16 protein-coding genes and 1 rRNA gene are annotated in these 21536 nt (G+C 71.8%); 9 read left to right on the top strand and 8 right to left on the bottom strand.

Annotation, left to right across the window (positions count from 1 at the left end; genetic code table 11):
- A 5S ribosomal RNA gene (rrf, locus tag ACZ6AA_RS15975) occupies positions 1-88 on the top strand; the annotation flags it as partial.
- A gap of 93 nt (positions 89-181) precedes the next feature.
- Here the strand turns inward: rrf and ACZ6AA_RS15980 are convergent.
- The 5 genes from ACZ6AA_RS15980 to ACZ6AA_RS16000 all read right to left on the bottom strand — a co-directional run bounded on the left by ACZ6AA_RS15980 (position 182) and on the right by ACZ6AA_RS16000 (position 6020).
- Complete coding sequence (locus ACZ6AA_RS15980) at positions 182-1492, bottom strand: DUF58 domain-containing protein (RefSeq protein WP_471458495.1); 1311 nt, start codon at positions 1490-1492, stop codon at positions 182-184.
- Complete coding sequence (locus tag ACZ6AA_RS15985; protein WP_468450258.1) at positions 1492-2472, bottom strand: AAA family ATPase; 981 nt, start codon at positions 2470-2472, stop codon at positions 1492-1494. The genes ACZ6AA_RS15980 and ACZ6AA_RS15985 overlap by 1 nt, the downstream gene beginning before the upstream one ends.
- A complete protein-coding gene (locus ACZ6AA_RS15990) occupies positions 2472-3836 on the bottom strand; it encodes a DUF4350 domain-containing protein (protein ID WP_468450086.1) in 1365 nt (454 codons plus the stop codon). Before ACZ6AA_RS15990 ends, ACZ6AA_RS15985 begins: the two co-directional genes overlap by 1 nt.
- Positions 3833-4549 carry a DUF4129 domain-containing protein gene (locus ACZ6AA_RS15995; protein ID WP_468450256.1) on the bottom strand — a complete coding sequence of 239 codons (717 nt, stop codon included), beginning with the start codon at positions 4547-4549 and terminating at the stop codon, positions 3833-3835. Before ACZ6AA_RS15995 ends, ACZ6AA_RS15990 begins: the two co-directional genes overlap by 4 nt.
- A gap of 145 nt (positions 4550-4694) precedes the next feature.
- Complete coding sequence (locus ACZ6AA_RS16000; protein WP_468450084.1) at positions 4695-6020, bottom strand: DUF7847 domain-containing protein; 1326 nt, start codon at positions 6018-6020, stop codon at positions 4695-4697.
- Positions 6021-6187: 167 nt separating this feature from the next.
- Here ACZ6AA_RS16000 and mtnA point away from each other — a divergent pair, with 167 nt between their 5' ends.
- From mtnA to ACZ6AA_RS16035, 7 genes are all read left to right on the top strand, one after another.
- On the top strand, positions 6188-7381 hold the full coding sequence (mtnA, locus tag ACZ6AA_RS16005; RefSeq protein WP_471458497.1) for an S-methyl-5-thioribose-1-phosphate isomerase: 1194 nt from the start codon (positions 6188-6190) through the stop codon (positions 7379-7381).
- Between the two features lie 4 nt (positions 7382-7385).
- Positions 7386-8075, top strand: a complete 690-nt coding sequence (gene mtrA, locus ACZ6AA_RS16010; RefSeq protein WP_189176211.1) for a two-component system response regulator MtrA — start codon at positions 7386-7388, stop codon at positions 8073-8075.
- Position 8076: 1 nt separating this feature from the next.
- A complete protein-coding gene (gene mtrB / locus ACZ6AA_RS16015) occupies positions 8077-10365 on the top strand; it encodes an MtrAB system histidine kinase MtrB (protein WP_471458499.1) in 2289 nt (762 codons plus the stop codon).
- Complete coding sequence (locus tag ACZ6AA_RS16020; protein WP_468450079.1) at positions 10355-12220, top strand: LpqB family beta-propeller domain-containing protein; 1866 nt, start codon at positions 10355-10357, stop codon at positions 12218-12220. Before mtrB ends, ACZ6AA_RS16020 begins: the two co-directional genes overlap by 11 nt.
- Positions 12221-12331: 111 nt before the next feature.
- Positions 12332-13270, top strand: coding sequence for a ComF family protein (locus ACZ6AA_RS16025; protein ID WP_471458501.1), 939 nt, complete (start codon positions 12332-12334; stop codon positions 13268-13270).
- Positions 13271-13585: 315 nt separating this feature from the next.
- Positions 13586-14278 carry a ribosome hibernation-promoting factor, HPF/YfiA family gene (hpf, locus tag ACZ6AA_RS16030; protein ID WP_468450077.1) on the top strand — a complete coding sequence of 231 codons (693 nt, stop codon included), beginning with the start codon at positions 13586-13588 and terminating at the stop codon, positions 14276-14278.
- 198 nt (positions 14279-14476) lie between these two features.
- Positions 14477-15220, top strand: coding sequence for a response regulator (locus ACZ6AA_RS16035; RefSeq protein WP_016645733.1), 744 nt, complete (start codon positions 14477-14479; stop codon positions 15218-15220).
- A gap of 87 nt (positions 15221-15307) precedes the next feature.
- On the opposite strand, the gene ACZ6AA_RS16040 is transcribed toward ACZ6AA_RS16035, so the two are convergent.
- Entirely contained in the window at positions 15308-16501 is a 1194-nt protein-coding gene (locus tag ACZ6AA_RS16040) for a winged helix-turn-helix domain-containing protein (protein ID WP_471458503.1), read from the bottom strand.
- A 321-nt stretch (positions 16502-16822) separates the two neighbouring features.
- Positions 16823-17404: a GNAT family N-acetyltransferase gene (locus ACZ6AA_RS16045; protein ID WP_468482827.1), complete on the bottom strand. Its 582-nt coding sequence runs from the start codon at positions 17402-17404 to the stop codon at positions 16823-16825.
- A gap of 342 nt (positions 17405-17746) precedes the next feature.
- On the opposite strand from ACZ6AA_RS16045, the gene secA reads away from it, so the two are divergent.
- Positions 17747-20599, top strand: a complete 2853-nt coding sequence (secA, locus tag ACZ6AA_RS16050) for a preprotein translocase subunit SecA (protein ID WP_468450074.1) — start codon at positions 17747-17749, stop codon at positions 20597-20599.
- Between the two features lie 138 nt (positions 20600-20737).
- Here the strand turns inward: secA and ACZ6AA_RS16055 are convergent, their stop codons facing one another.
- Entirely contained in the window at positions 20738-21241 is a 504-nt protein-coding gene (locus ACZ6AA_RS16055; protein WP_471458505.1) for an Rv3235 family protein, read from the bottom strand.
- Between the last annotated feature and the right edge of the window lie 295 nt (positions 21242-21536).

Here is a 21536-nt window from a genome sequence, read left to right on the forward strand (position 1 = left end):
CGGTTACATTCCGAACCCGGAAGCTAAGCCTTACAGCGCCGATGGTACTGCAGGGGGGACCCTGTGGGAGAGTAGGACGCCGCCGAACTAAATTTGATAAAGCCGTATCCCCCGAGTTTCGACTCGGGGGATACGGCTTTTTTGCGTTCCAGGACCTCTTTCTTCGTCCTCTTTCTTCGTCCTACAGGCGGCCCGCCGCCTTCAATGACAAGTAGGCGTCGGCCAGAGCAGGGGCCAGATTGTCGGGGGTCGCGTCCACGACCGTGACGCCATGGCGGATGAGTTGTTCCGCTGTGCGTCGGCGTTCCGCCTGGGCCTGTGCGCCGGCTGCGGCGTCGTACACCGCATCTGTCGTTCCCCGGGCCTTCGCCATTTCTGTGATGTGCGGGTCGGCGACCGAGGCGACCAGGACCGTGTGGCGCTGCGTGAGTCGGGAGAGTACCGGCAGCAGACCCTCCTCGATGGGGGCCGCTTCGAGACTCGTGAGAAGCACGATCAAAGAGCTTCGGGGGGCGGCGCGCAGCGCTGTCGCTGTGAGGCCGCGGGCGTCCGTCTCGACAAGCTCGGGCTCAAGCGTGGCCAGGGCGCTGACGAGGGACGGCAGCACATCGCCTGCGGCCTTGCCCTGGACCAGGGCGCGTACCCGGCGGTCGTAGGCGAGGAGGTCCGCGCGGTCGCCCGCGCGGGAGGCCAGGGCGGCCAGGAGGAGAGCGGCGTCCATCGACGCGTCGAGGCGTGGGGCGTCGCCGACACGGCCCGCGGAGGTGCGGCCGGTGTCGAGGACCAGCAAGATGTGGCGGTCCCGCTCGGGGCGCCAGGTGCGGACGGCCACCGAGGACTGCCGTGCCGTGGCGCGCCAGTCGATGGAGCGGGTGTCGTCGCCGGGGACGTACTCGCGGAGGCTGTCGAACTCCGTGCCCTGACCGCGGATCAGCACGCTGGTGCGGCCGTCCAGTTCACGCAGGCGGGCCAGTTTGGACGGCAGGTGCTTGCGGCTGGCGAAAGGCGGCAGGACACGGAGCGTCCACGGCACCCGATGGCTGCCCTGGCGGGAGAAGAGGCCCAATGGGCCCTTCGAGCGGATCGTGACGCGGTCGGCGTGATGGTCACCCCGGCGGGTCGGGCGCAGCCGGGTCGTGATGCGGCGGCGCTCGCCGGGCGGGACGTCCAGGGGATTGCGGGACGCGGTGACCTCGGTGCCCGGCTGCCAGCTGCTGGGCGGCCAGGCGTCACGCACTTCGGCGCGCAAGCGACGCTTCGTGGGGTTGGTGACGGTCAGCTGGACTTCCGCGGGCTCGCCGAGGCGTACGGAAGAGTCGCCGGAGCGGGTAAGGCCGAGGCGGCGTACGGGGGCAGCGAGGGCGAAGTCGCAGGCGCAGGCCAGGGCCAAGGGGGCGTTGACCGCGAGGATGCCGGTCCAGCTGGGCTCCACGATGCCCACGGGGAGGGAGCCCAGCGCCGCCAGGAGGGCGGTGCGGCCGGTCAGGGGCATCAGCGGGGCACCGGGACGTGGGCGAGGATCGCGTTGATGACGGAGTCGGCCGTCACACCCTCCATCTCGGCCTCGGGGCGCAGCTGGACGCGGTGGCGCAGCGCGGGGAGGGCGAGGGCCTTCACGTCGTCGGGGATGACGTAGTCGCGGCCGGTCAGCCAGGCCCATGCGCGGGCCGTGGACAGCAGGGCCGTGGCGCCGCGCGGGGAGACGCCCAGCGTGAGGGACGGCGATTCGCGGGTGGCGCGGCAGATGTCGACTACGTAGGCGGTGATTTCGGGAGAGACGGCTGTCTTCGCGACGGCGGCGCGGGCCGCTTCCAGGTCGTCGGGGCCCGCGACGGGGCGTACGCCGGCGGCGCGCAGGTCGCGCGGATTGAAGCCTTCCGCGTGGCGCGTCAGGACGGCGATCTCGTCCTGACGGGTCGGCAGAGGGACCGTCAACTTCAAGAGGAAACGGTCCAGCTGGGCCTCGGGAAGGGGGTACGTGCCCTCGTACTCGACCGGGTTCTGGGTGGCGGCGACGAGGAACGGCTCGGGGAGCGGGCGCGGGGTGCCGTCGACTGTGACCTGGCGCTCCTCCATCGCTTCGAGGAGGGACGACTGGGTCTTGGGCGGGGTGCGGTTGATCTCGTCGGCGAGGAGGAGATTGGTGAAGACCGGGCCCGGCTGGAAGGAGAACTCGGTGGTGCGGGCGTCGTAGACGAGGGAGCCCGTGACGTCGCTGGGCATCAGGTCGGGGGTGAACTGGACGCGCTTGGTGTCGAGTTCGAGGGACGCGGCGAGGGCGCGTACGAGGAGGGTCTTCGCGACGCCCGGGACGCCTTCGAGCAGGACGTGGCCGCGGCAGAGCAGGGCCACGACGAGGCCGGTGACGGCGGGGTCCTGGCCGACCACGGCCTTGGAGATCTCCGCGCGCAGGGACTCCAGGGAGGAGCGGGCGCCGTCGGAGCTCGCGGCGTTGTCAGTGGTCGGGTCCATCATGAAGTACGTACCTCACTTTCGAGGGCGTCGAGTTGGTCGGCGAGGGCGATGAGCCCTGCGTCGTCGCCGGGGGGCGGGCCGAAGAGGAGGGGGAGCAGGTCCTGGCCGGGCGTGCGGAGACGGCTGGTCAGGGCGGGCAGGAGCGCTTCGGGCGTGTGGGCCCGGGCGGTGGGGACGCCGACGAGGGGGGCGAGTCGGGTGCGGGTGGCCGAGCGGAGGGCCGCGGCGGCGCGGTCGCGGGCGTCGGCCTTGCGGTAGAGGCGGGCGCGGCCCTCGGCGGTCTCCGAGGCGCGGATCGCGACGGGGAGTTTCTCGGGGACGAGGGGGCCGAGGCGGCGGCCGCGCCACAAGGCTGCGAGGACGGCGGCGAAGGTGAGCTGAAGTGTGCCCCAGAGCCAGCCGGAGGGGATCAGGTCGAAGAAGCTGTCGTCGGCTGTTTCGTCGACGGCGTCGTCGGAGAGCGAGGGGAGGTACCAGACCAAGTGGGGACGCGAACCGAGCAGTTGCAGGGCGAGCGAGGCATTGCCGTGCTTGTCGAGGCGGTCGTTGTGGAGGATGTCGGGGGCTCCGAGGACGACCGTGTCGCCGCGCGCCGGGGACTTCTCCGGGGCGTGCCGCGTGGTGCCTTCCGGTGCCTCCTGTGGGGTGTCCTCCGGGTTGTCGCCGGTCTCCGGAGAACCGTCCTTCGCGGTCGCCGCGGGGAGGACGAGGAGGCTGGGCAGGCCGTCGGAGACGTAGCAGGACTCGGCGCCGGGGGTGAGCGAGTCGTAGCGGATGCCGCCCACGTCCGCAGAGCCGGCGCGGCGGGCCGTGGGCAGGTCGCAGTCCGGGGACAGCGTCGAATCATCGCTGGGGGTGGGGTCCGCGGTGACCCCGGGGGCGAGCTTCGACACCGAAGGGCTGCCGGGGGCGACCAGGACGGTGCGGCCGCCGGAGCCTTCGGTGGCCTCGTGCAGCCGGGACTGCTGACGGTCGGTGAGCAGGTCGGGGTTGGCCACCAGGAGGGTGGTGTCGGGGCCCGCGGCGGCCCGTGCCTCGGCGGTGGTGGTGACGACGCGCGTGGACACGCCCCGGTCGGCGAGGAGTTCGGCGACGGCGCGGCTGCCGTAGGGGTCGGCGGAGCGCGGGTCGAGGCTGCCGTGCTCGGTGCCGGAGCGGACGGCCGCGATGGCGACGGCGGTCGCCAGGAGGACGACGGCGGCGAGGACGATGCCGCGGGTGCGGGTCCAGAGCTGACGGGGTGTGGCGGCCATCGAGGTCGGCAGGGGGGTGGACGGGCCGTCGGTCGGGGGTGGTCCGTCGGTGGGCGGTCCAGCTGTGGCCGGGCCGTCGGTGGTTGGTGCGTCGAGGGAGTCCGTCATCGGATCGCTCCCCAGGAGGTGCCGTCGGACGGGGCGTGGGACGTGGCGGCGAGGAGTGGCTTGGTGCGCTCCAGGTCGCGGTCCAGGTCGGCGAGCCGGTGGTACGCCGCTTCGGTGGCCGTGCGGCCTCCGTACGTCACGTCGTCGAAGTCCCGGGCCGCCGCGTGCAGGCGGTCCTCGTGGTCGGGCAGGGGGCGGGCGGCCTCGGCGGCGGCCTCGTCGGCGGTGCGGCCGGGGCGCGGGTCGAGGAGGGCGCGTTCCTCCAGGGAGCGCACGATCGCCCGCATCCGCTCCTGGAGGGCCTGGCTCCAGTGGCCCTGGGCCGCGTGCGCCTCGGCGTCCGCGCGGTGCTCCGCGGCGCTGCGGGGGCGGTCGTCGAAGAGCGCGGCGGAGGTGGCGGGGGCGCGGCGGGGGGTGCCGAGGCGCCACCAGAGGGCCGCGGCGACCGCCACCACCGCGAGCACGATGACCACGAGGCCGATCACGCCGCCCGGCGCCGCGCCGGACGCCGCGCTGAACAGGTCGTCGACCCAGCCCCAGAAGCGGTTCAGGGCGCGCTGGAAGAGGCCCGGGTCGTTCTCGTGGTACATCGGCTTGGACAGCTCGCGCTCGGCCGCCTCCCGCGCGGGGCGGCCCGGGATCGTCAGCGGGGGGCCGTCGTCGCCGCTCGGCAGCGTGACGCCCGGACCGGCGGCGGTGCCGAGTGGTGTCACGGCCGCCGACACGCCGGTTCCGGGCGGTACGACGGCCGCCCGGAACCCGGTGCGCGGCAGTGCGGAGGCCGCGCCGAAGAAGGCGTGCGGCAGCCGTGCGGCCGCGTTGAGCACGTCAAGTACCGCCCCCGCCGACGTCACCGCATCAGCTCCCCGGGGTGCCGGGGGTGTCGTTGGGGTCGTGGCCCGGCACACCGGCGGCGCGGGCGAGTTCGAGGTCGAGGGCCTCGCGGCGGATCCGCTGGTCGATGTAGAGGAGCACGGAGACCCCGGCGGTGATCGGGAACGTCAGCATGGAGCCGATCACCTGCCCGATGCCGCTGACGATCAGGAAGGTCCAGCCGACGTCGCTCGTGCTGCTGTCCAGGAAACCGGACACGCCGTCGCCGCTGACCGCGCCCGCGATGAGGGTGAACGGGATGCCGATGATCGACACGACGACGTTCGTGATGACCGTGGCCAGCAGATTGATGCCGAAGACCCGCCACCAGGAGAGGCGCACCAGCTTGGCGGACCGGCGGAGGGCCTGCTTCACTCCCTGCTTCTCCAGCATCAACGCCGGGGAGGCGAGCGAGAAGCGGACCATCAGCCAGACGGCGACGACACCGGCCGCGAGTCCGCCGAGGAAGATGAGGGCGATACCGCCGTCGCCCCCTCCGGCGAGCGTGACCAGGAGTCCCGGCACGGTTCCGGCGGCGACCACGCCCATGGCGATGAGCGGCAGGAGCAGTGTCAGGCCGAGCAGCTTCCACAGCTGCGGGCGCGCGTCGTGCCAGGCCTCGGCCGTGGTGACCGACTTGCCCAGGACGGCGCGGCTCGTGACCATCGTCAGCAGCGCCGTCGCGACGATCGTGCCGAGCAGCATGACGACGATGACGACACCGAAGTCGAGGAGCGTGTCACGGAGCGCCCGCGCCACCTCTCCGGAGGTCGCGCTCGAGTCGTCCAGGGCCTCGAGGCTCTGGCTGTCGTTGAGGACCAGGCCCTGGAGGAGGACGAGGCAGAGCTCCGTGACGACGGCGACGGTCAGCGAGATGCCGAGGACCGTGCGCCAGTACGTACGCATCGTGGAGACCGCGCCGTCCAGGATCTCGCCGACGGCCAGCGGACGCAGCGGGATGACGCCGGGCTTCGCCGCGGCCGGCGGACCCTGCCAGGCGCCCCAGCCGCGGTAGGGGCCGCCGGGACCACCGGGAGCACCGCCCCAGCCGGGCCCTCCGGAGCCACCCGTACCGCCCGGGCCACCGGGACCCCCGCCCCAGCCCTGGCCGGGAGGCGCGGGCGGTGGTGGGCTCTGGTCGGGTGCCTGCGGGCTGGGCGCGGACCACTGGGCGGGCGGCGGCTGCTCCTTGGACCACTTCGAGCCCGGGCCGCTCGGCTGGTCTGCGGGCTCGTCGGACCCCTTCTTGCCGGGGTCGTGGCCGTCGGAGGGGGCAGATCCGGGCGAGGCCCAGCCCGGAGTGTCGTTCATCGTCGCTCCTTCACAGTGCCCGTCCGCCGTCGCGGCGGCGGGTTGGCAGCCATCGTGCCACGGGGCGGTTGCCCCGGGGTCGGGCGCGGTGGTGCGGATGCCGAGTGCCGTGGCCGGATGGGCTGCACACCTTCTATTGTCCGGCCGGTAGCGGGCAGACTGGGCGGATGGCTGATCAGTACGCGCAATCCGGCGAGGCCGTGCGGCCGTCCGAAAGCCCTGAGATCCACAAGACCCCCGAGACCCCAGGGATCCCAGCGATTCCCGCGATCCGCTGGGACGAGCCTCCGGAGGGACCCGTCGTCGTCCTCCTCGACCAGACCCGGCTGCCGGGTGAGGAGAGCGAGCTGGTGTGCACGGACCCGCCCGCCCTCGTGCAGGCCATCCGGACGCTGGCCGTGCGCGGGGCGCCGCTGCTCGGCATCACGGGTGCGTACGGCGTCGCGCTGGCCGCCGCCCGCGGCTTCGACGTGGACGAGGCCGCGGACGCCCTCGCGGGTGCGCGGCCCACCGCGGTCAACCTGGCGTACGGCGCGCGCAGGGCCCAGACGGCGTACCGCGAGGCCCTGGCCGGTGGCGCGGACGGGCGGCGCGCGGCGGGGGCGGTCCTCGCCGCCGCGCGGGCGGTGCACGCGGAGGACGCCGAGGCCAGCGGGCGGATGGCGGTGCACGGCCTGGCGCTGCTCGACGAGCTGATGCCCGGCGGCGGCCACCGCGTCCTCACGCACTGCAACACCGGGGCGCTGGTCTCCGGCGGCGAGGGCACGGCCTTCGCGGTGGCGCTCGCCGCGCACCGTGAGGGACGGCTGCGCAGGCTGTGGGTCGACGAGACCAGGCCGCTGCTCCAGGGCGCCCGGCTGACGGCGTACGAGGCGGCGCGCAACGGCATGCCGTACACCCTCCTGACCGACAACGCGGCGGGTTCGCTGTTCGCGGCCGGTGAGGTGGACGCCGTGCTGATCGGCGCCGACCGGATCGCGGCCGACGGTTCGGTGGCCAACAAGGTGGGGAGCTATCCGCTCGCGGTGCTTGCCCGCTATCACCACGTGCCGTTCATCGTGGTGGCGCCGGTGACGACCGTGGACCCGGAGACCCCGGACGGGGCCGCCATCGAGGTGGAACAGCGAGCCAGCCATGAGGTGACGGAGGTCACAGTGCCCTTCGCGCCGATGGCCGGATCCGAGGCGGGAGGGGGGATCGCGGTGGCGCCACTGGGGACACAGGCGTACAACCCGGCATTCGACGTCACCCCGCCCGAGTTGGTGACAGCCGTCGTCACGGAGGAAGGTGTCGTCTCACCCGTGACAGCGGAGGGCCTCGCCGAGCTGTGTGCCAGGTCACGCCAGGTAACGATTAGCTAATGGGATGATGTCAGGCATGAAGGGACGAGTCCTTGTCGTCGACGACGACACCGCACTGGCCGAGATGCTCGGGATTGTGCTGCGTGGTGAAGGTTTTGAGCCGTCGTTCGTAGCTGATGGCGACAAGGCGCTGGCCGCTTTCCGGGAGGCCAAGCCCGATCTGGTGCTTCTCGACCTGATGCTGCCCGGACGGGACGGCATCGAGGTGTGCCGTCTGATCAGGGCGGAGTCCGGGGTGCCCATCGTCATGCTCACGGCCAAGAGCGACACCGTGGATGTGGTGGTCGGTCTGGAGTCGGGGGCCGACGACTACATCGTCAAGCCGTTCAAGCCCAAGGAGCTGGTGGCCCGCATCCGTGCGCGGCTGCGCCGCTCCGAGGAGCCGGCGCCGGAGCAGCTGGCCATCGGTGACCTGGTCATCGATGTGGCGGGGCACTCCGTGAAGCGGGACGGGCAGTCGATCGCGCTGACGCCGCTGGAGTTCGATCTGCTGGTCGCGCTGGCCCGCAAGCCGTGGCAGGTGTTCACGCGCGAGGTGCTCCTGGAGCAGGTCTGGGGCTACCGGCACGCGGCCGACACCCGCTTGGTGAATGTGCATGTGCAGCGGCTGCGCTCCAAGGTCGAGCGCGACCCGGAGCGCCCGGAGATCGTCGTGACCGTCCGTGGCGTCGGTTACAAGGCCGGACCGAGCTGACGTGTCCCGGGACAGTTCCTCTCCGGCGCCCGGGGAACCGGGAGCACGGCCGGAGCGGACTGTGCGGCCGCCCAGCCCGCCGCGGCGCGCCCCGCGGTTCGGGGCGCTGGTCGACAGCGGTCTGATGCTGCAGGGCGGCGTGCAGGGCAGCAGCCCGCTGCTGCGGCTCTTCACGCGCTGGGTGCGCCGCCCGCTGCTGCCGATGATGCGGCTGTGGCGGCGCAACATCCAGCTGAAAGTCGTCGTCACGACGCTCCTGATGTCGCTCGGCGTGGTGCTGCTGCTCGGCTTCGTCGTCATGAGCTCGGTCAGCAACGGCCTGCTCAAGGCCAAGGTGAACGCGGCGCAGAGCCAGGCCGACGGCGGCTTCCGGGCCGCTCAGGAGCAGGCCAACACTGCCCACCAGCCCACCGGCCAGGGCGGCGACGCCGCGGACGGCCCCACCGCGCAGAACGCCGCCGTGTGGCTGTCCGAGCTGGCCGAGCAACTCGCCAGCGGCGGCCAGAACGCCTTCTACGTAGTCACGCTCAGCTCCAGTGCGAGCGACAGCGGCAGCGTGCGCGGGCCCAGGGCCTCCGGTGGTGTGGACCCGATCCAGAGCGTGCCCGTGGACCTGCGCGACCGGGTCGACGGCGGCTCCCTCGCGTACCAGAGCAATACGCGCATCGACTTCATCGACCACCGCGAGTCCCAGCCCGGCCTGGTCATCGGCAAGCAGCTGAGCGACCTCAACGGCGACTCGTACCAGCTCTACTACCTCTTCCCGCTGACGCAGGAGGAGGAGTCGATGAACCTGGTGCGCGGCACGCTCGCCACGGCCGGTCTCTTCGTGGTGGTGCTCCTCGGGGCCATCGCCTGGCTGGTGGTGCGCCAGGTCGTCACGCCCGTGCGGATGGCGGCCGGGATCGCCGAGCGGCTGTCCGCGGGGCGCCTTCAGGAACGCATGAAGGTCACCGGGGAGGACGACATCGCGCGCCTCGGTGAGGCCTTCAACAAGATGGCGTCGAACCTCCAGCTCAAGATCCAGCAGCTGGAGGAGCTGTCGCGGATGCAGCGGCGGTTCGTCTCCGACGTGTCGCACGAGCTGCGTACGCCGCTGACGACCGTGCGGATGGCCGCCGACGTCATCCACGAGGCGCGCGTCGACTTCGATCCGGTGACGGCCCGCTCCGCGGAGCTGCTCGCCGACCAGCTCGACCGCTTCGAGTCGCTGCTCGCCGACCTCCTCGAGATCAGCCGGTTCGACGCGGGCGCGGCGGCCCTGGAGGCCGAGCCGATAGACCTGCGCGAGGTCGTACGCCGCGTGGTCGGCGGCGCGGAGCCGCTGGCGGAGCGCAAGGGCACCCACATACGGGTCGTCGGCGACCAGCAGCCGGTCGTCGCCGAGGCGGACGCACGACGCGTGGAGCGGGTCCTGCGGAACCTCGTCGTCAATGCCGTGGAGCACGGCGACGGCAAGGACGTGGTGGTCCGCCTCGCTGCCGCCGGTGGCGCGGTCGCCGTGGCGGTGCGGGACTACGGAGTGGGGCTCAAGCCCGGCGAGGCCACGCGCGTGTTCAGCCGCTTCTGGCGGGCCGACCCGGCACGCGCGCGTACCACCGGTGGTACGGGCCTCGGGCTCTCCATTGCCCTGGAGGACGCCCGACTGCACGGCGGGTGGCTGCAGGCGTGGGGCGAGCCGGGCGGCGGATCGCAGTTCCGGCTCACGCTGCCGCGCACCGCCGACGAGCCGCTGCGGGGCTCACCGATACCCCTGGAGCCCGACGACTCCCGCCGCCACCGCGGCCTCAACGGCGCGGGCCTGCCCCTCGCGGGCGGTACGAAGCGGGCCACCGTGCCCCACCAGGCGCCCCCGGACCGGGTGCCGCCGCCCGTGCCCGCGAAGGCGCCGATCGCGCCGCGCCTTGCCCGCGCGGCCGCCCTGGACGTGGACCCGACGGCACTGCCGGGCAATGGGGCGCGGGTCGTACCGCGGCAGGCCTGGGAGGAGGCGGGGGCGGAGCGGGCTCCCGAAGGCGGCGGGGAGACCGGCGCGGACGCGGAAAACGGCTCCTACGTAGAGAACGATTCGCCAGGAGAGGCCGATTCGCTCACGGGCGCCGCGGTGGCCGTGGAGGCCGACGCGGACGGGGGCGCCGACGCCCCGGGGGACAGTGACGCCTCGACCGGCGCGGACGCCGCTGTGGACAGTGACACCCCCATCAGCACGGACGCTTCGGCGGACAGTGACGTCCGAACCGGAGCGGACGCCGTCGCGGGCAGGGAAGAGGAGGCCTCGCGTGGGCGCTGAGGGTCAACTGCGGGGGCGCGCGCGTCCGCTGCGCGCCGGTGTGGTGCTCGCCGCGTGCGGCGTGCTCATAGCCGGATGCGCCGCCATGCCCGACGAGGGCAACATGAAGAAGGTCGAAGCCTCCCAGCGGCCCGACTCGCAGTCCCAGGTGCGCGTGTACGCCATGCCACCGCCCGAGGACGCGGGCGCGGTCGACATCGTCCAGGGCTTCCTGGAGGCGCTGACCAGCGACGACCCGGATTTCGCCATCGCGCGGAAGTACCTGACGAAGAAGGCGTCCCAGAACTGGCACCCGGAGCGCTCCACCACGGTGCTCGCCGACGGCCCGAACACGGTCGCGGACAACGTGGGCAACAACAACGAAGGCGAGCGTACGTACTCGCTGACCGGCCGCAGGCTCGCCACCGTCAACGCACAGCGCGCGTACAAGCCCGACACGAGGCCGTACAAGCAGTCCGTACACCTGACCCAGCAGAGCGGCCCGAACGGCATGGTGTGGCGCATCGACGTCCCGCCCTCGGGCGTCGTGCTCGGCGAGTCCGACTTCGAGCGGAACTACCAGGCCGTCAACAAGTACTACTTCGCGCTGCCCCCGGGGAACGTGAAGACCCGTGACAGGCCCGCCGGACAACAGGGGCTCGTCGCCGACCCCATCTACGTACGCCAGCGCATCGACCCGCTGACCGAGACGGTGAAGGCGCTGCTCGACGGCCCCACCAACTGGCTCACGCCGGTGGTCCGTTCGGCGGTCCCGATGGGCGCGCGGCTCGCGTCCGGCACCAAGTCGCTGACGCCCGACGACAAGAACAAGCTGGTCGTGCCGCTGAACGCGCGCGCCGACACGCTCGGGCACGACCAGTGCACGCAGGTGGCCGCCCAACTGCTCTTCACGCTCCAGGACCTGACGGCCTCCGGAGTGGAGCAGGTGGAACTGCAGCGCAAGAACGGCTCGCAGCTGTGCGTCCTCAGCAAGGACCGCGCCGAGACCGTCGCGCCGCACCGCACGGCGGACCTCCCGGCGTACCAGTACTTCATCGACGAGAAGAAGCGGCTGGTACGGATGCCCGGCAACGCGGGCAGCAACGCCGCGCCCGAGCCGGTGACCGGGCCGTTCGGCGACGAGTCGCAGCCGCTGCGCTCGGCGGCGGTGTCGCGCGACGAGGAGCACGCGGCCGGCGTGTCCCCCGACGGGCGGCGGCTGTACACCACGTCGGTGGTGGCCAAGTCCACGCTCGGCGGTCCTGAGCTGCGCTCCCGCGCCAAGTCGGACAAGGACGGCCTCTCGACGCCCAGTTGGGACGGACGGGGCAACCTGTGGGTGGCCGACCGGGACCCGAAGCGGCCGCGGCTGCTCTGGCTCTCGGAGGGCACCGGCGAGCCGGTCCAGGTCCGCGTCCCCGACCTGAACGGGCGCATCGAGGCGGTGCGGGTCGCGGCCGACGGGGTGCGGGTCGCGCTCCTGGTGACGAAGAACGGCGAGACCAAGCTGCAGATCGGCCGCGTCGAGTGGCCGGACGGCAAGGGCGGACAGCCCGACATCTCGGTGGTCGAACTGCTGGAGGCGGCACCGCAGATGGAGGAGGTCACCGCCATGTCCTGGGCGGGCGTCAGCCGCCTCGTGGTGATCGGCCGCGAGTCCGGCGGTGTGCAGCAGATGCGGTACGTCCAGTGCGACGGATCCGCGCGCACCGGGGCGACGCTGCCCGGTCTGACCGGCGCGAAGGAGATCGCCGCGTCGGAGGACGAGCGGCAGCCGCTGGTGGCGCACTCGGACGACGGGATCGTCCGGCTGCCGTCGGGAGCGCAGTGGCAGACGGTGGTCAAGGAGGGGACGGCGCCGATCTATCCCGGGTGAGCCGGTCTTCCAACAGGGCTTCGGCGCAGCTCAATCGGGGTGCCCTGAGTTATCCACAGGCGGTTGTCCACAGGGGTGGCCGGGCGGCGTGCGGGTTGGCACAGTGGGGACATGCGGGGGTGGTGGCAGGACCTCACGGATCTGGTGCTGCCGGCTGACTGCGCGGGCTGCGGGAGGCCGCGCGTGGCGCTGTGCGCCGGATGCCGGGCTGCTCTGTGCGGGGCGGCGCCGCGCAGGGTGTGGCCGGACCCGGAGCCGCGGGGGCTGCCGGTGGTGCACGCGGCCGCGGCGTACGGCGATGCGGTGCGGGCGGTGCTGCTCGCACACAAGGAGCGGGGCGCGCTGCCGCTGGCCGGGGCGCTCGGCGAGGCCCTCGCGGGGGCGGTGCGGGCCGCCGGGATGGGCGGGACGGAGTCCATGGCCGATCCGGGCCAAGACCCTGGCGGGCCCGTGCTGTTGGTGCCGGTGCCGTCCGCTCGGCGGTCCGTGCGGGCGCGGGGGCACGACCCGGTGCGGCGGATCGCGCTGGCGGCGGCGGGGGAGCTGCGGCGCGCCGGGATGCCGGTGAGCGTGCTGTCCGTGCTGCGGCAGCGGCGCGCGGTCGCGGACCAGGCGGGGCTCAACTCCCGTCAGCGGCAGGCGAACCTGTCGGGCGCGCTGGAGGTGGCGGCCGGTGCGGGGCCGCTGCTGCGGGGCGCGGGGCAGATCGTCGTCGTGGACGACCTCATGACGACGGGTGCCTCGCTGGCCGAGGCGGCGCGGGCGTTGGGAGGCGTATGTGGCGTACACGGGGTAGGCGACAGGGCAGAGGGAGAAGAGGACACGAGGGCGCGGGGGGTCGGCGGGACCGGAGAGAGTGGCAGGACCGGACGGAGGGCACAGGTGGCGGCAGAGCGCCAGGTCGGGAACCGGCCAAGCTGGGACGGCCGGGACTGCGTCGTGGAAGGGGCCGGGAAAGGGGGCCCGGCCAGCGGAATGCCTCGTTTAAACATCATCCGGGCCGCGGTTGTCGCCACTTCCGCGACTTCTTTCGAAATAAACCGGAACTGACCGAGAACTTTCATCGTTGCAGGTAGTGAGAGGGCCTATCCACCCGAATGGAGGTACGTGTCAGTAGAGGGTGACGACATCCGTCCGGGCGAGATATGTTCGGTTGTGAGGAACGGCGGACTGCGCCCCTCGCATATCGGAATGCCGGTCTTTGGGGTTCCCCGCAATCACCCGGGACCGGTGGGTGGAGATCTTGTCCACGGGGGAGGAGGAGGTGGAAGTCACCGAGTCCGAGGCTCCGGGAGTTTCCGGGGCCTGGTGCAAAAGGGAGAAGCTCCGCCGAAGCAGCGGAGCGATCCGGGAACGGAGTTCTGCGTGGACATCGTCGTCAAGGGCCGCAAGACCGAGGTGCCCGAGCGGTTCCGCAAGCACGTGGCCGAGAAGCTGAAGCTGGACAAGATCCAGAAGCTCGACGGCAAGGTGATCAGCCTCGACGTCGAGGTGTCCAAGGAAACCAACCCGCGTCAGGCCGACCGTTCCGACCGCGTGGAGATCACCGTCCGTGGACGTGGACCCGTGATCCGTGCGGAGGCCTCGGCATCGGATCAGTACGCGGCGCTCGACCTGGCCACCGCCAAGCTCGAGGCACGACTGCGCAAGCAGCACGAAAAGCGCCACAACAGGCGCGGCAACGGCAGGCTCACCGCCGCCGAAGTGGCCGCCCGGGTCCCGGACGCGGCGCATCTCAACGGAGACGGCAGCCTGGTCCGCGACGAAGAGCCCGAGGGCGTGCCCACCACCAGGATCGGCTCCCTGGAGATCCAGGGCGAAGGCCCCCTCGTGGTCCGCGAGAAGACGCACGTCGCGGCACCCATGTCCCTCGACCAGGCGCTGTACGAGATGGAACTGGTCGGACACGACTTCTACCTGTACGTCGACTCCGAGACCAAGGAACCCAGCGTCGTCTACCGACGGCACGCCTACGACTACGGCGTCATCCGCCTCAACACCGACCCCATGGTCACGCACCCGCAGTCGTCCGGCGGGAGCGGTGTCGTCGGCGGCTGACACCCCCTTCGCGGAGCGCATGGAACGGTGCCCCTGGAGCGCGTGTGCGCCCCCAGGGGCACCCCCGTGCGACCACTGCGCGCACGACCGGGGGGCCGAGCATGGAATCATGGGCCCGACGGCCCAACCCGCTTGACTCTGCCTAGGGTTGGTGCAGCCAAGGCAAGAGACGGGCCCTGGCCTTCAGGGGGAGGAACGATGGCGGACAGCTTCGGACCGATGCGGAGCGAAGATGCCGGTGACGGCATCGGCATCGGCACGGACGCGGGCGCCCCGCGCAAGGAGCCCATCAGGGTCCTGGTCGTGGACGACCACGCGCTCTTCCGTCGCGGCCTGGAGATCGTCCTCGCCGCCGAGGAGGACATCCAGGTGGTCGGAGAGGCCGGCGACGGTGCCGAGGCGGTGGACAAGGCCGCTGACCTGCTGCCCGACATCGTGCTCATGGACGTACGGATGCCGAAGCGCGGCGGCATCGAGGCGTGCACCTCCATCAAGGAGGTGGCGCCCAGCGCCAAGATCATCATGCTGACGATCAGCGACGAGGAAGCGGATCTCTACGACGCCATCAAGGCGGGCGCGACCGGCTATCTCCTCAAGGAGATCTCCACCGACGAGGTCGCCACGGCCATCCGCGCGGTGGCCGACGGGCAGTCGCAGATCAGCCCTTCGATGGCCTCGAAGCTGCTCACCGAGTTCAAGTCCATGATCCAGCGCACCGACGAGCGGCGGCTCGTGCCCGCGCCCCGGCTGACCGACCGGGAGCTGGAAGTCCTCAAGCTCGTCGCCACGGGGATGAACAACCGCGACATCGCCAAAGAGCTGTTCATCTCCGAGAACACCGTGAAGAACCACGTGCGCAACATCCTGGAGAAGCTGCAGCTGCACTCCAGGATGGAGGCCGTGGTCTACGCGATGCGGGAGAAGATCCTCGAGATCCGCTGAGCCTGGGGCTGGGGCTGGGGCTGGGGCTGGTCTTGGACCTGCGCCTGCGCCCGGCCCGGTTCGGGCGGGGGCCGGGTGGGCCCGAGGTCAGCTCACCGCGCGGACCAGGTCCGCGGTCAGCTCCGGGCGGTCGACGCGCTCGATGCGTACGGAGTCGCAGTCCACCCACTGCGCCGCCTCGACGAGCGCCTGTGCCACCGCGGGCACCGCCTTCGGGCCGTCCAGGGACACCTGCTTGGCCACCAGCGTGCTCCCCTCGCGCGCGGGGTCCACCCGGCCGACCAGGTGGCCGCCCGCCAGGACCGGCATCGCGAAGTAGCCGTACACCCGCTTCGGCTTGGGGACGTACGCCTCCAGGCGGTGGGTGAAGCCGAAGATCCGCTCCGTGCGCGCACGCTCCCAGATCAGGGAGTCGAACGGCGAGAGCAGCGTCGTGCGGTGGCGGCCGCGCGGGGGTGTGGCCAGCGCCTGCGGGTCCGCCCAGGCCGGCTTGTCCCAGCCCCCCACCGTCACCGGGACCAGGCCCGAGTCCGCGACCACCGCGTCGAACTCCTCGCCCTTCAGGCGGTGGTAGTCGGCGATGTCCGCGCGCGTGCCGACCCCCAGGGAACGGCCCGCCAGGGCGACCAGGCGGCGCACGCACTCCCTGTCGTCCAGGTCGTCGTGCAGCAGCTCGTCCGGGATCGCGCGCTCCGCGAGGTCGTACACCCGCTTCCAGGAGCGGCGCTCCGTGCACACCACCTCGCCGTACATCAGCGCGCGCTCCACGGCGATCTTGGAGTCGGACCAGTCCCACCACTCGCCCTTGTTCTTCGCGCCGCCCAACTCCGTCGCCGTCAGCGGGCCTTCGGCGCGGAGCTGCTTGATGACCTGGTCGTACGCGCCGTCCGGGAGGTCGTGGTGCCAGTGGGGGCGGGAGCGGTAGGCGCGGCGGCGGAAGGCGAAGTGGGGCCACTCCTCGATGGGGAGGATGCAGGCTGCGTGTGACCAGTACTCGAACGCGTGGGGGTGGGCCGGGGGGTTTTCGGTGGGGGTGGGTGTCCAGTACGCCGACTCGACCTTCTTGCGGCCTACCGCGCCCAGGCGGGCGTAGGGGATCAGCTCGTGGGAGCGGGCCAGGACCGAGATCGTGTCCAGCTGGACGGCGCCCAGGTGACGGAGCACGCCTTGGACGCCCGACCTGCGGTCGGGGGCGCCGAGGAAGCCCTGGGCCCTCAGGGTGATGCGGCGGGCCTCGTCGGGGGTGAGGGTGAGCTCGGGGCGGGGCATGCTCGTCGTCATGGTCGGAACGATAGGGGGAGGGTCTGACAGTGGGGGCGGGGGCCTTCGCGGGGCGCCCCAGTCCCGCCCCTTCACCGAAACCGGGGCGCTGCGCCCCCTGGACCCCAGCCTGTCGATGTCCCGTGCGGGTGGGACGGGCCGCCGTCGATCGGCCTTCGGCCTCGTCCTCAAGCGCCGGACGGGCTGATTACTTGCCGGGGCGGGCCGGATGGTGCGGGTGGGACAGTCCTGTGCCGATCGCGCTGCGCGCTCGTCCTCAAGCGCCGGACGGGCTGAGATAGGGCGGGGCTGGGACGGGCCGGTGGGTGTCTTGGGGTGGCCTCAGGTGCTGGTTGTCGGGCTGGGGAGGTACGGCTGGAGTGAGGGGAGGCCGATGTCTGTGGGGAGCAGGGCGGCTACCCAGCAGTCGCGGAGGGTGGACTTGTTGAGGAGGGCCGCGCGGAGGGTGCCCTCGATCGTGAAGCCCGCCTTCTCCGCCACCGCGCGGGAGCCGCGGTTGCCGACCTCCGCGCGCCATTCCAGGCGTGTGCAGCCCAGGCGCTCGAAGGCCCAGTGGGCCACGGCCTGCACGATCTCCGTCATGTAGCCCTGGCCCCGGTGCTCGGCGGCGGTCCAGAAGCCGATCTCCCAGGCGCCCGAGCGCGGGTGGTGCAGGCTCGTCGCGGCGAGCAGCGGGCCGCCGTCCCGTGGGCGCACCGCCCAGGTGTACTCCATGTCGTACCGCCAGCCGTCCGGGACCATGCGGCCGACGAAGCCCTCGGCGTCCACGCGCGCGTAGGGCGACGGGATCGTGGTCCAGCGCTGGATCTCGGGATCCTGGCAGGCCGCGTACACCTCGTCGATGTCGTCCGGCGTGAAGGTGCGCAGCAGCAGGCGCTCGGTGGTCAGGGTGACGGGCTCCATCGGCTGATTCTGCTTGTGGCGGAGCCGACGACGCCAGCGGTTTGCCAGGAGGGGATCAGCGGTTTGCGCAGGGAGGGGGATCAGGGGTTTGCGCAGGGAGGGGATTAGCGGTCTGCGGGGAGGGAGGGGATTAGCGGTCTGCGGGGAGGGAGGGGGAGGGGGTGGGGGAGTAGGCGGGGAGGTGAGGGAGGATTTGGGGGGTGGGGGCGGCACCTTCGTGGGTGCCCGGGCGTTGACGTAATGGCAGACCTCCCGGCACGGCCGGGTCCTCGCATACGATGGCCGTTGCCCGACGAGTAAAACCGACCGTGCCAGGCCCGACCGGCAAGGAGACCAACCCCCGTGTCCGTCCTCTCGAAGATCATGCGTGCAGGCGAAGGCAAGATCCTGCGCAAGCTGCACCGCATCGCGGACCAGGTCAACTCCATCGAAGAGGACTTCACCGCCCTCTCCGACGCCGAGCTGCGCGCGTTGACCGCGGAGTACAAGGAGCGGTACGCCGACGGCGAAACCCTCGACGACCTCCTGCCGGAAGCCTTCGCCACGGTCCGCGAGGCCGCCAAGCGCGTCCTCGGCCAGCGTCACTACGACGTGCAGATGATGGGCGGCGCGGCCCTGCACCTCGGCTATGTCGCGGAGATGAAGACCGGTGAGGGCAAGACGCTGGTCGGCACCCTGCCCGCGTATCTGAACGCACTCTCGGGCAAGGGCGTGCACCTGATCACGGTCAATGACTATCTGGCCGAGCGCGACTCCGAAATGATGGGCCGCGTCCACAAGTTCCTCGGCCTGAGCGTCGGCTGCATCCTCGCGAACATGCCGCCCGCCGAGCGCCGCGAGATGTACAACTGCGACATCACGTACGGCACGAACAACGAGTTCGGCTTCGACTACCTCCGCGACAACATGGCGTGGTCGCAGGAGGAGCTGGTCCAGCGCGGCCACAACTTCGCGATCGTGGACGAGGTCGACTCGATCCTCGTCGACGAGGCGCGTACGCCGCTGATCATCTCCGGCCCCGCCGACCAGGCCACCAAGTGGTACGGCGACTTCGCCAAGCTGGTGACCCGCCTCACCAAGGGCAAGCCCGGCGAGCCCCTGAAGGGCATCGAGGAGACCGGGGACTACGAGGTCGACGAGAAGAAGCGCACCGTCGGCATCCACGAGTCCGGCGTCGCCAAGGTCGAGGACTGGCTGGGCATCGACAACCTCTACGAGTCGGTGAACACCCCGCTCGTGGGTTACCTGAACAACGCCATCAAGGCCAAGGAACTCTTCAAGAAGGACAAGGACTACGTCGTCATCGACGGCGAAGTCATGATCGTCGACGAGCACACCGGCCGTATCCTCGCCGGCCGCCGCTACAACGAGGGCATGCACCAGGCGATCGAGGCGAAGGAAGGGGTGGACATCAAGGACGAGAACCAGACCCTCGCGACGATCACCCTGCAGAACTTCTTCCGCCTCTACAAGCGCGCCGACCACGAGGGCAAGGAAGTCCCCGGCCTCTCCGGCATGACCGGTACGGCCATGACCGAGGCCGCCGAGTTCCACCAGATCTACAAGCTGGGCGTCGTCCCGATCCCGACGAACCGGCCCATGGTCCGCGCCGACCAGTCGGACCTGATCTACCGCACCGAGGTCGCCAAGTTCGCCGCCGTCGTCGACGACATCGCCGAGAAGCACGAGAAGGGCCAGCCGATCCTGGTCGGCACCACCTCCGTCGAGAAGTCGGAGTACCTCTCGCAGCAGCTCTCCAAGCGCGGCGTCCAGCATGAGGTCCTCAACGCCAAGCAGCACGACCGGGAGGCGACGATCGTCGCCCAGGCCGGCCGCAAGGGCGCCGTCACCGTCGCCACGAACATGGCCGGACGAGGCACCGACATCAAGCTCGGCGGCAACCCCGACGACCTCGCCGAGGCGGAGCTGCGCCAGCGCGGCCTCGACCCGGTCGAGCACGTCGAGGAGTGGGCCGCCGCGCTGCCCGCCGCCCTGGAGAAGGCCGAGCGCTCCGTGCAGGCCGAGTTCGAAGAGGTCAAGGAGCTCGGCGGGCTCTACGTCCTCGGCACCGAGCGGCACGAGTCCCGCCGCATCGACAACCAGCTGCGCGGCCGTTCCGGCCGTCAGGGCGACCCCGGCGAGTCCCGCTTCTACCTGTCCCTCGGCGACGACCTGATGCGCCTGTTCAAGGCCCAGATGGTCGAGCGCGTGATGTCGATGGCCAACGTCCCCGACGACGTGCCGATCGAGAACAAGATGGTCACCCGCGCCATCGCCTCCGCGCAGTCCCAGGTCGAGCAGCAGAACTTCGAGACCCGCAAGAACGTCCTCAAGTACGACGAGGTCCTCAACCGCCAGCGCGAGGTCATCTACGGAGAGCGCCGCCGCGTCCTGAAGGGCGAGGACCTGCACGAGCAGATCGTGCACTTCATGGACGACACCATCGACGCCTACGTCTCCGCCGAGGCCGCCGAGGGCTTCGCCGAGGAGTGGGACCTCGACCGGCTGTGGGGCGCCTTCAAGCAGCTCTACCCGGTGAAGGTCACCATCGAAGAGCTGGAGGACGAGGTCGGCGACCGTGCCGGTCTGACCGCCGAGTTCATCTCCGAGGCCATCAAGGACGACGTCCACGCGCAGTACGAGGCCCGTGAGGCGCAGCTCGGCTCCGACATCATGCGTGAGCTTGAGCGCCGCGTCGTCCTGTCCGTCCTGGACCGCAAGTGGCGCGAGCACCTCTACGAGATGGACTACCTCCAGGAGGGCATCGGCCTGCGCGCCATGGCGCAGAAGGACCCCCTGGTCGAGTACCAGCGCGAGGGCTTCGACATGTTCAACGCCATGATGGACGGCATCAAGGAGGAGTCCGTCGGCTATCTGTTCAACCTGGAGGTCCAGGTCGAGCAGCAGGTCGAGGAGGTCCCGGTGTCGGACAGCGCGCCCTCGCTCTCCAAGGACGGCGCCCAGGACGCGGTCCCGGCCGGCGCCCGCCCGGAGATCCGCGCCAAGGGCCTCGACGCCCCGCAGCGCCCCGACCGCCTGCACTTCCAGGCGCCGAACGCCGAGGGCGGTGTCGACGAGGGCGACTTCGCGACCTCCGACCAGCCGTCCGGCAGCACGACGCCGGCGTCCGGCGACGGCATGACCCGCGCGGAGCGGCGCAAGGCCCAGAAGGGCGGACGGCGCCGCAAGAAGTAGCGCTGCCAGAAGTAGCGCTGCCGCGCAGGGCGTAGGCAGGGTTTGTGCGAGGGCCGGGCACCGGGTGGTGTCCGGCCTTTCGCGTGGGCGGCGGTCGGCCTGGCGGCGATCACTCTGTCGGTGATCCTTTGTTGGCGGTCAGCCCCGGCGGAGGGGCGGTCCCGCCACCTCCACCGCCGTGCAGCGCCAGCGTTGGTCGTCGCCCCGGTGCAGGCGGAACGCGAGGGCGCGTAAGGCCGTGCCCGCGCCCACGCGCGCGAAGACCTCGAAGACCCCGGGGCGCACCTCGTAGTGCCCGACGCGGTGCACGGCAGGGCGGTGGCCGCCGACCGTGCCCAAGGGGCGGGTCTCGGCGAGGCGGGCCAGGTCGTCGTACGCGGTGTGGGCGATATGACGGGCCACCCAGTGCAGGGGCCGCTGGCCGCTGAGGACCAGCATCAGGCGCTCCGTGAACAGCTCGGTGGGGTGCGGGGGCGGCTGGACCGGCGTGAGCGGCGGGTGCGGGCGGCGCGGCTCGGGGACGCGGGTGTCGTGGCGGCCGGGCGGCCGGTCGCCGGGCGGGCGGTTGCCCGGGGGCCGGGTGGCCGGTGGACGGGGGCCACCGGGGCGGGGACCCCCGGGGCGGCGACGGGGCCTGGTCATGACCTTGGGCATGGGGGCGGGGGGTGTGTGCGGCTGGGGGGGCGGTGCGGGGGCCGCGGGCGGGGCGGGAGGCGTGGGAAGGGGGTGAGGGCTCGTGCATGGTGTGGCTCCGTTCGGGGCGTGGGGCGTGGGGCGTGGGGCGTGGGCCAGAGGGCCGGTGGGATCCGTGGGTTCGCGGGGCGGAGGGCTGGTGGGTTCGTGGGGCAGGGGGGCCAGAGGGATCCGTAGGCCGTGAGGCAGCCGTGGTACCGGGGGGTAACTTGTGCTGGGGATCTTGTACGGCGGCCGGGGCGGG

It is taken from the genome of Streptomyces sp. NPDC040610, from assembly GCF_055594065.1.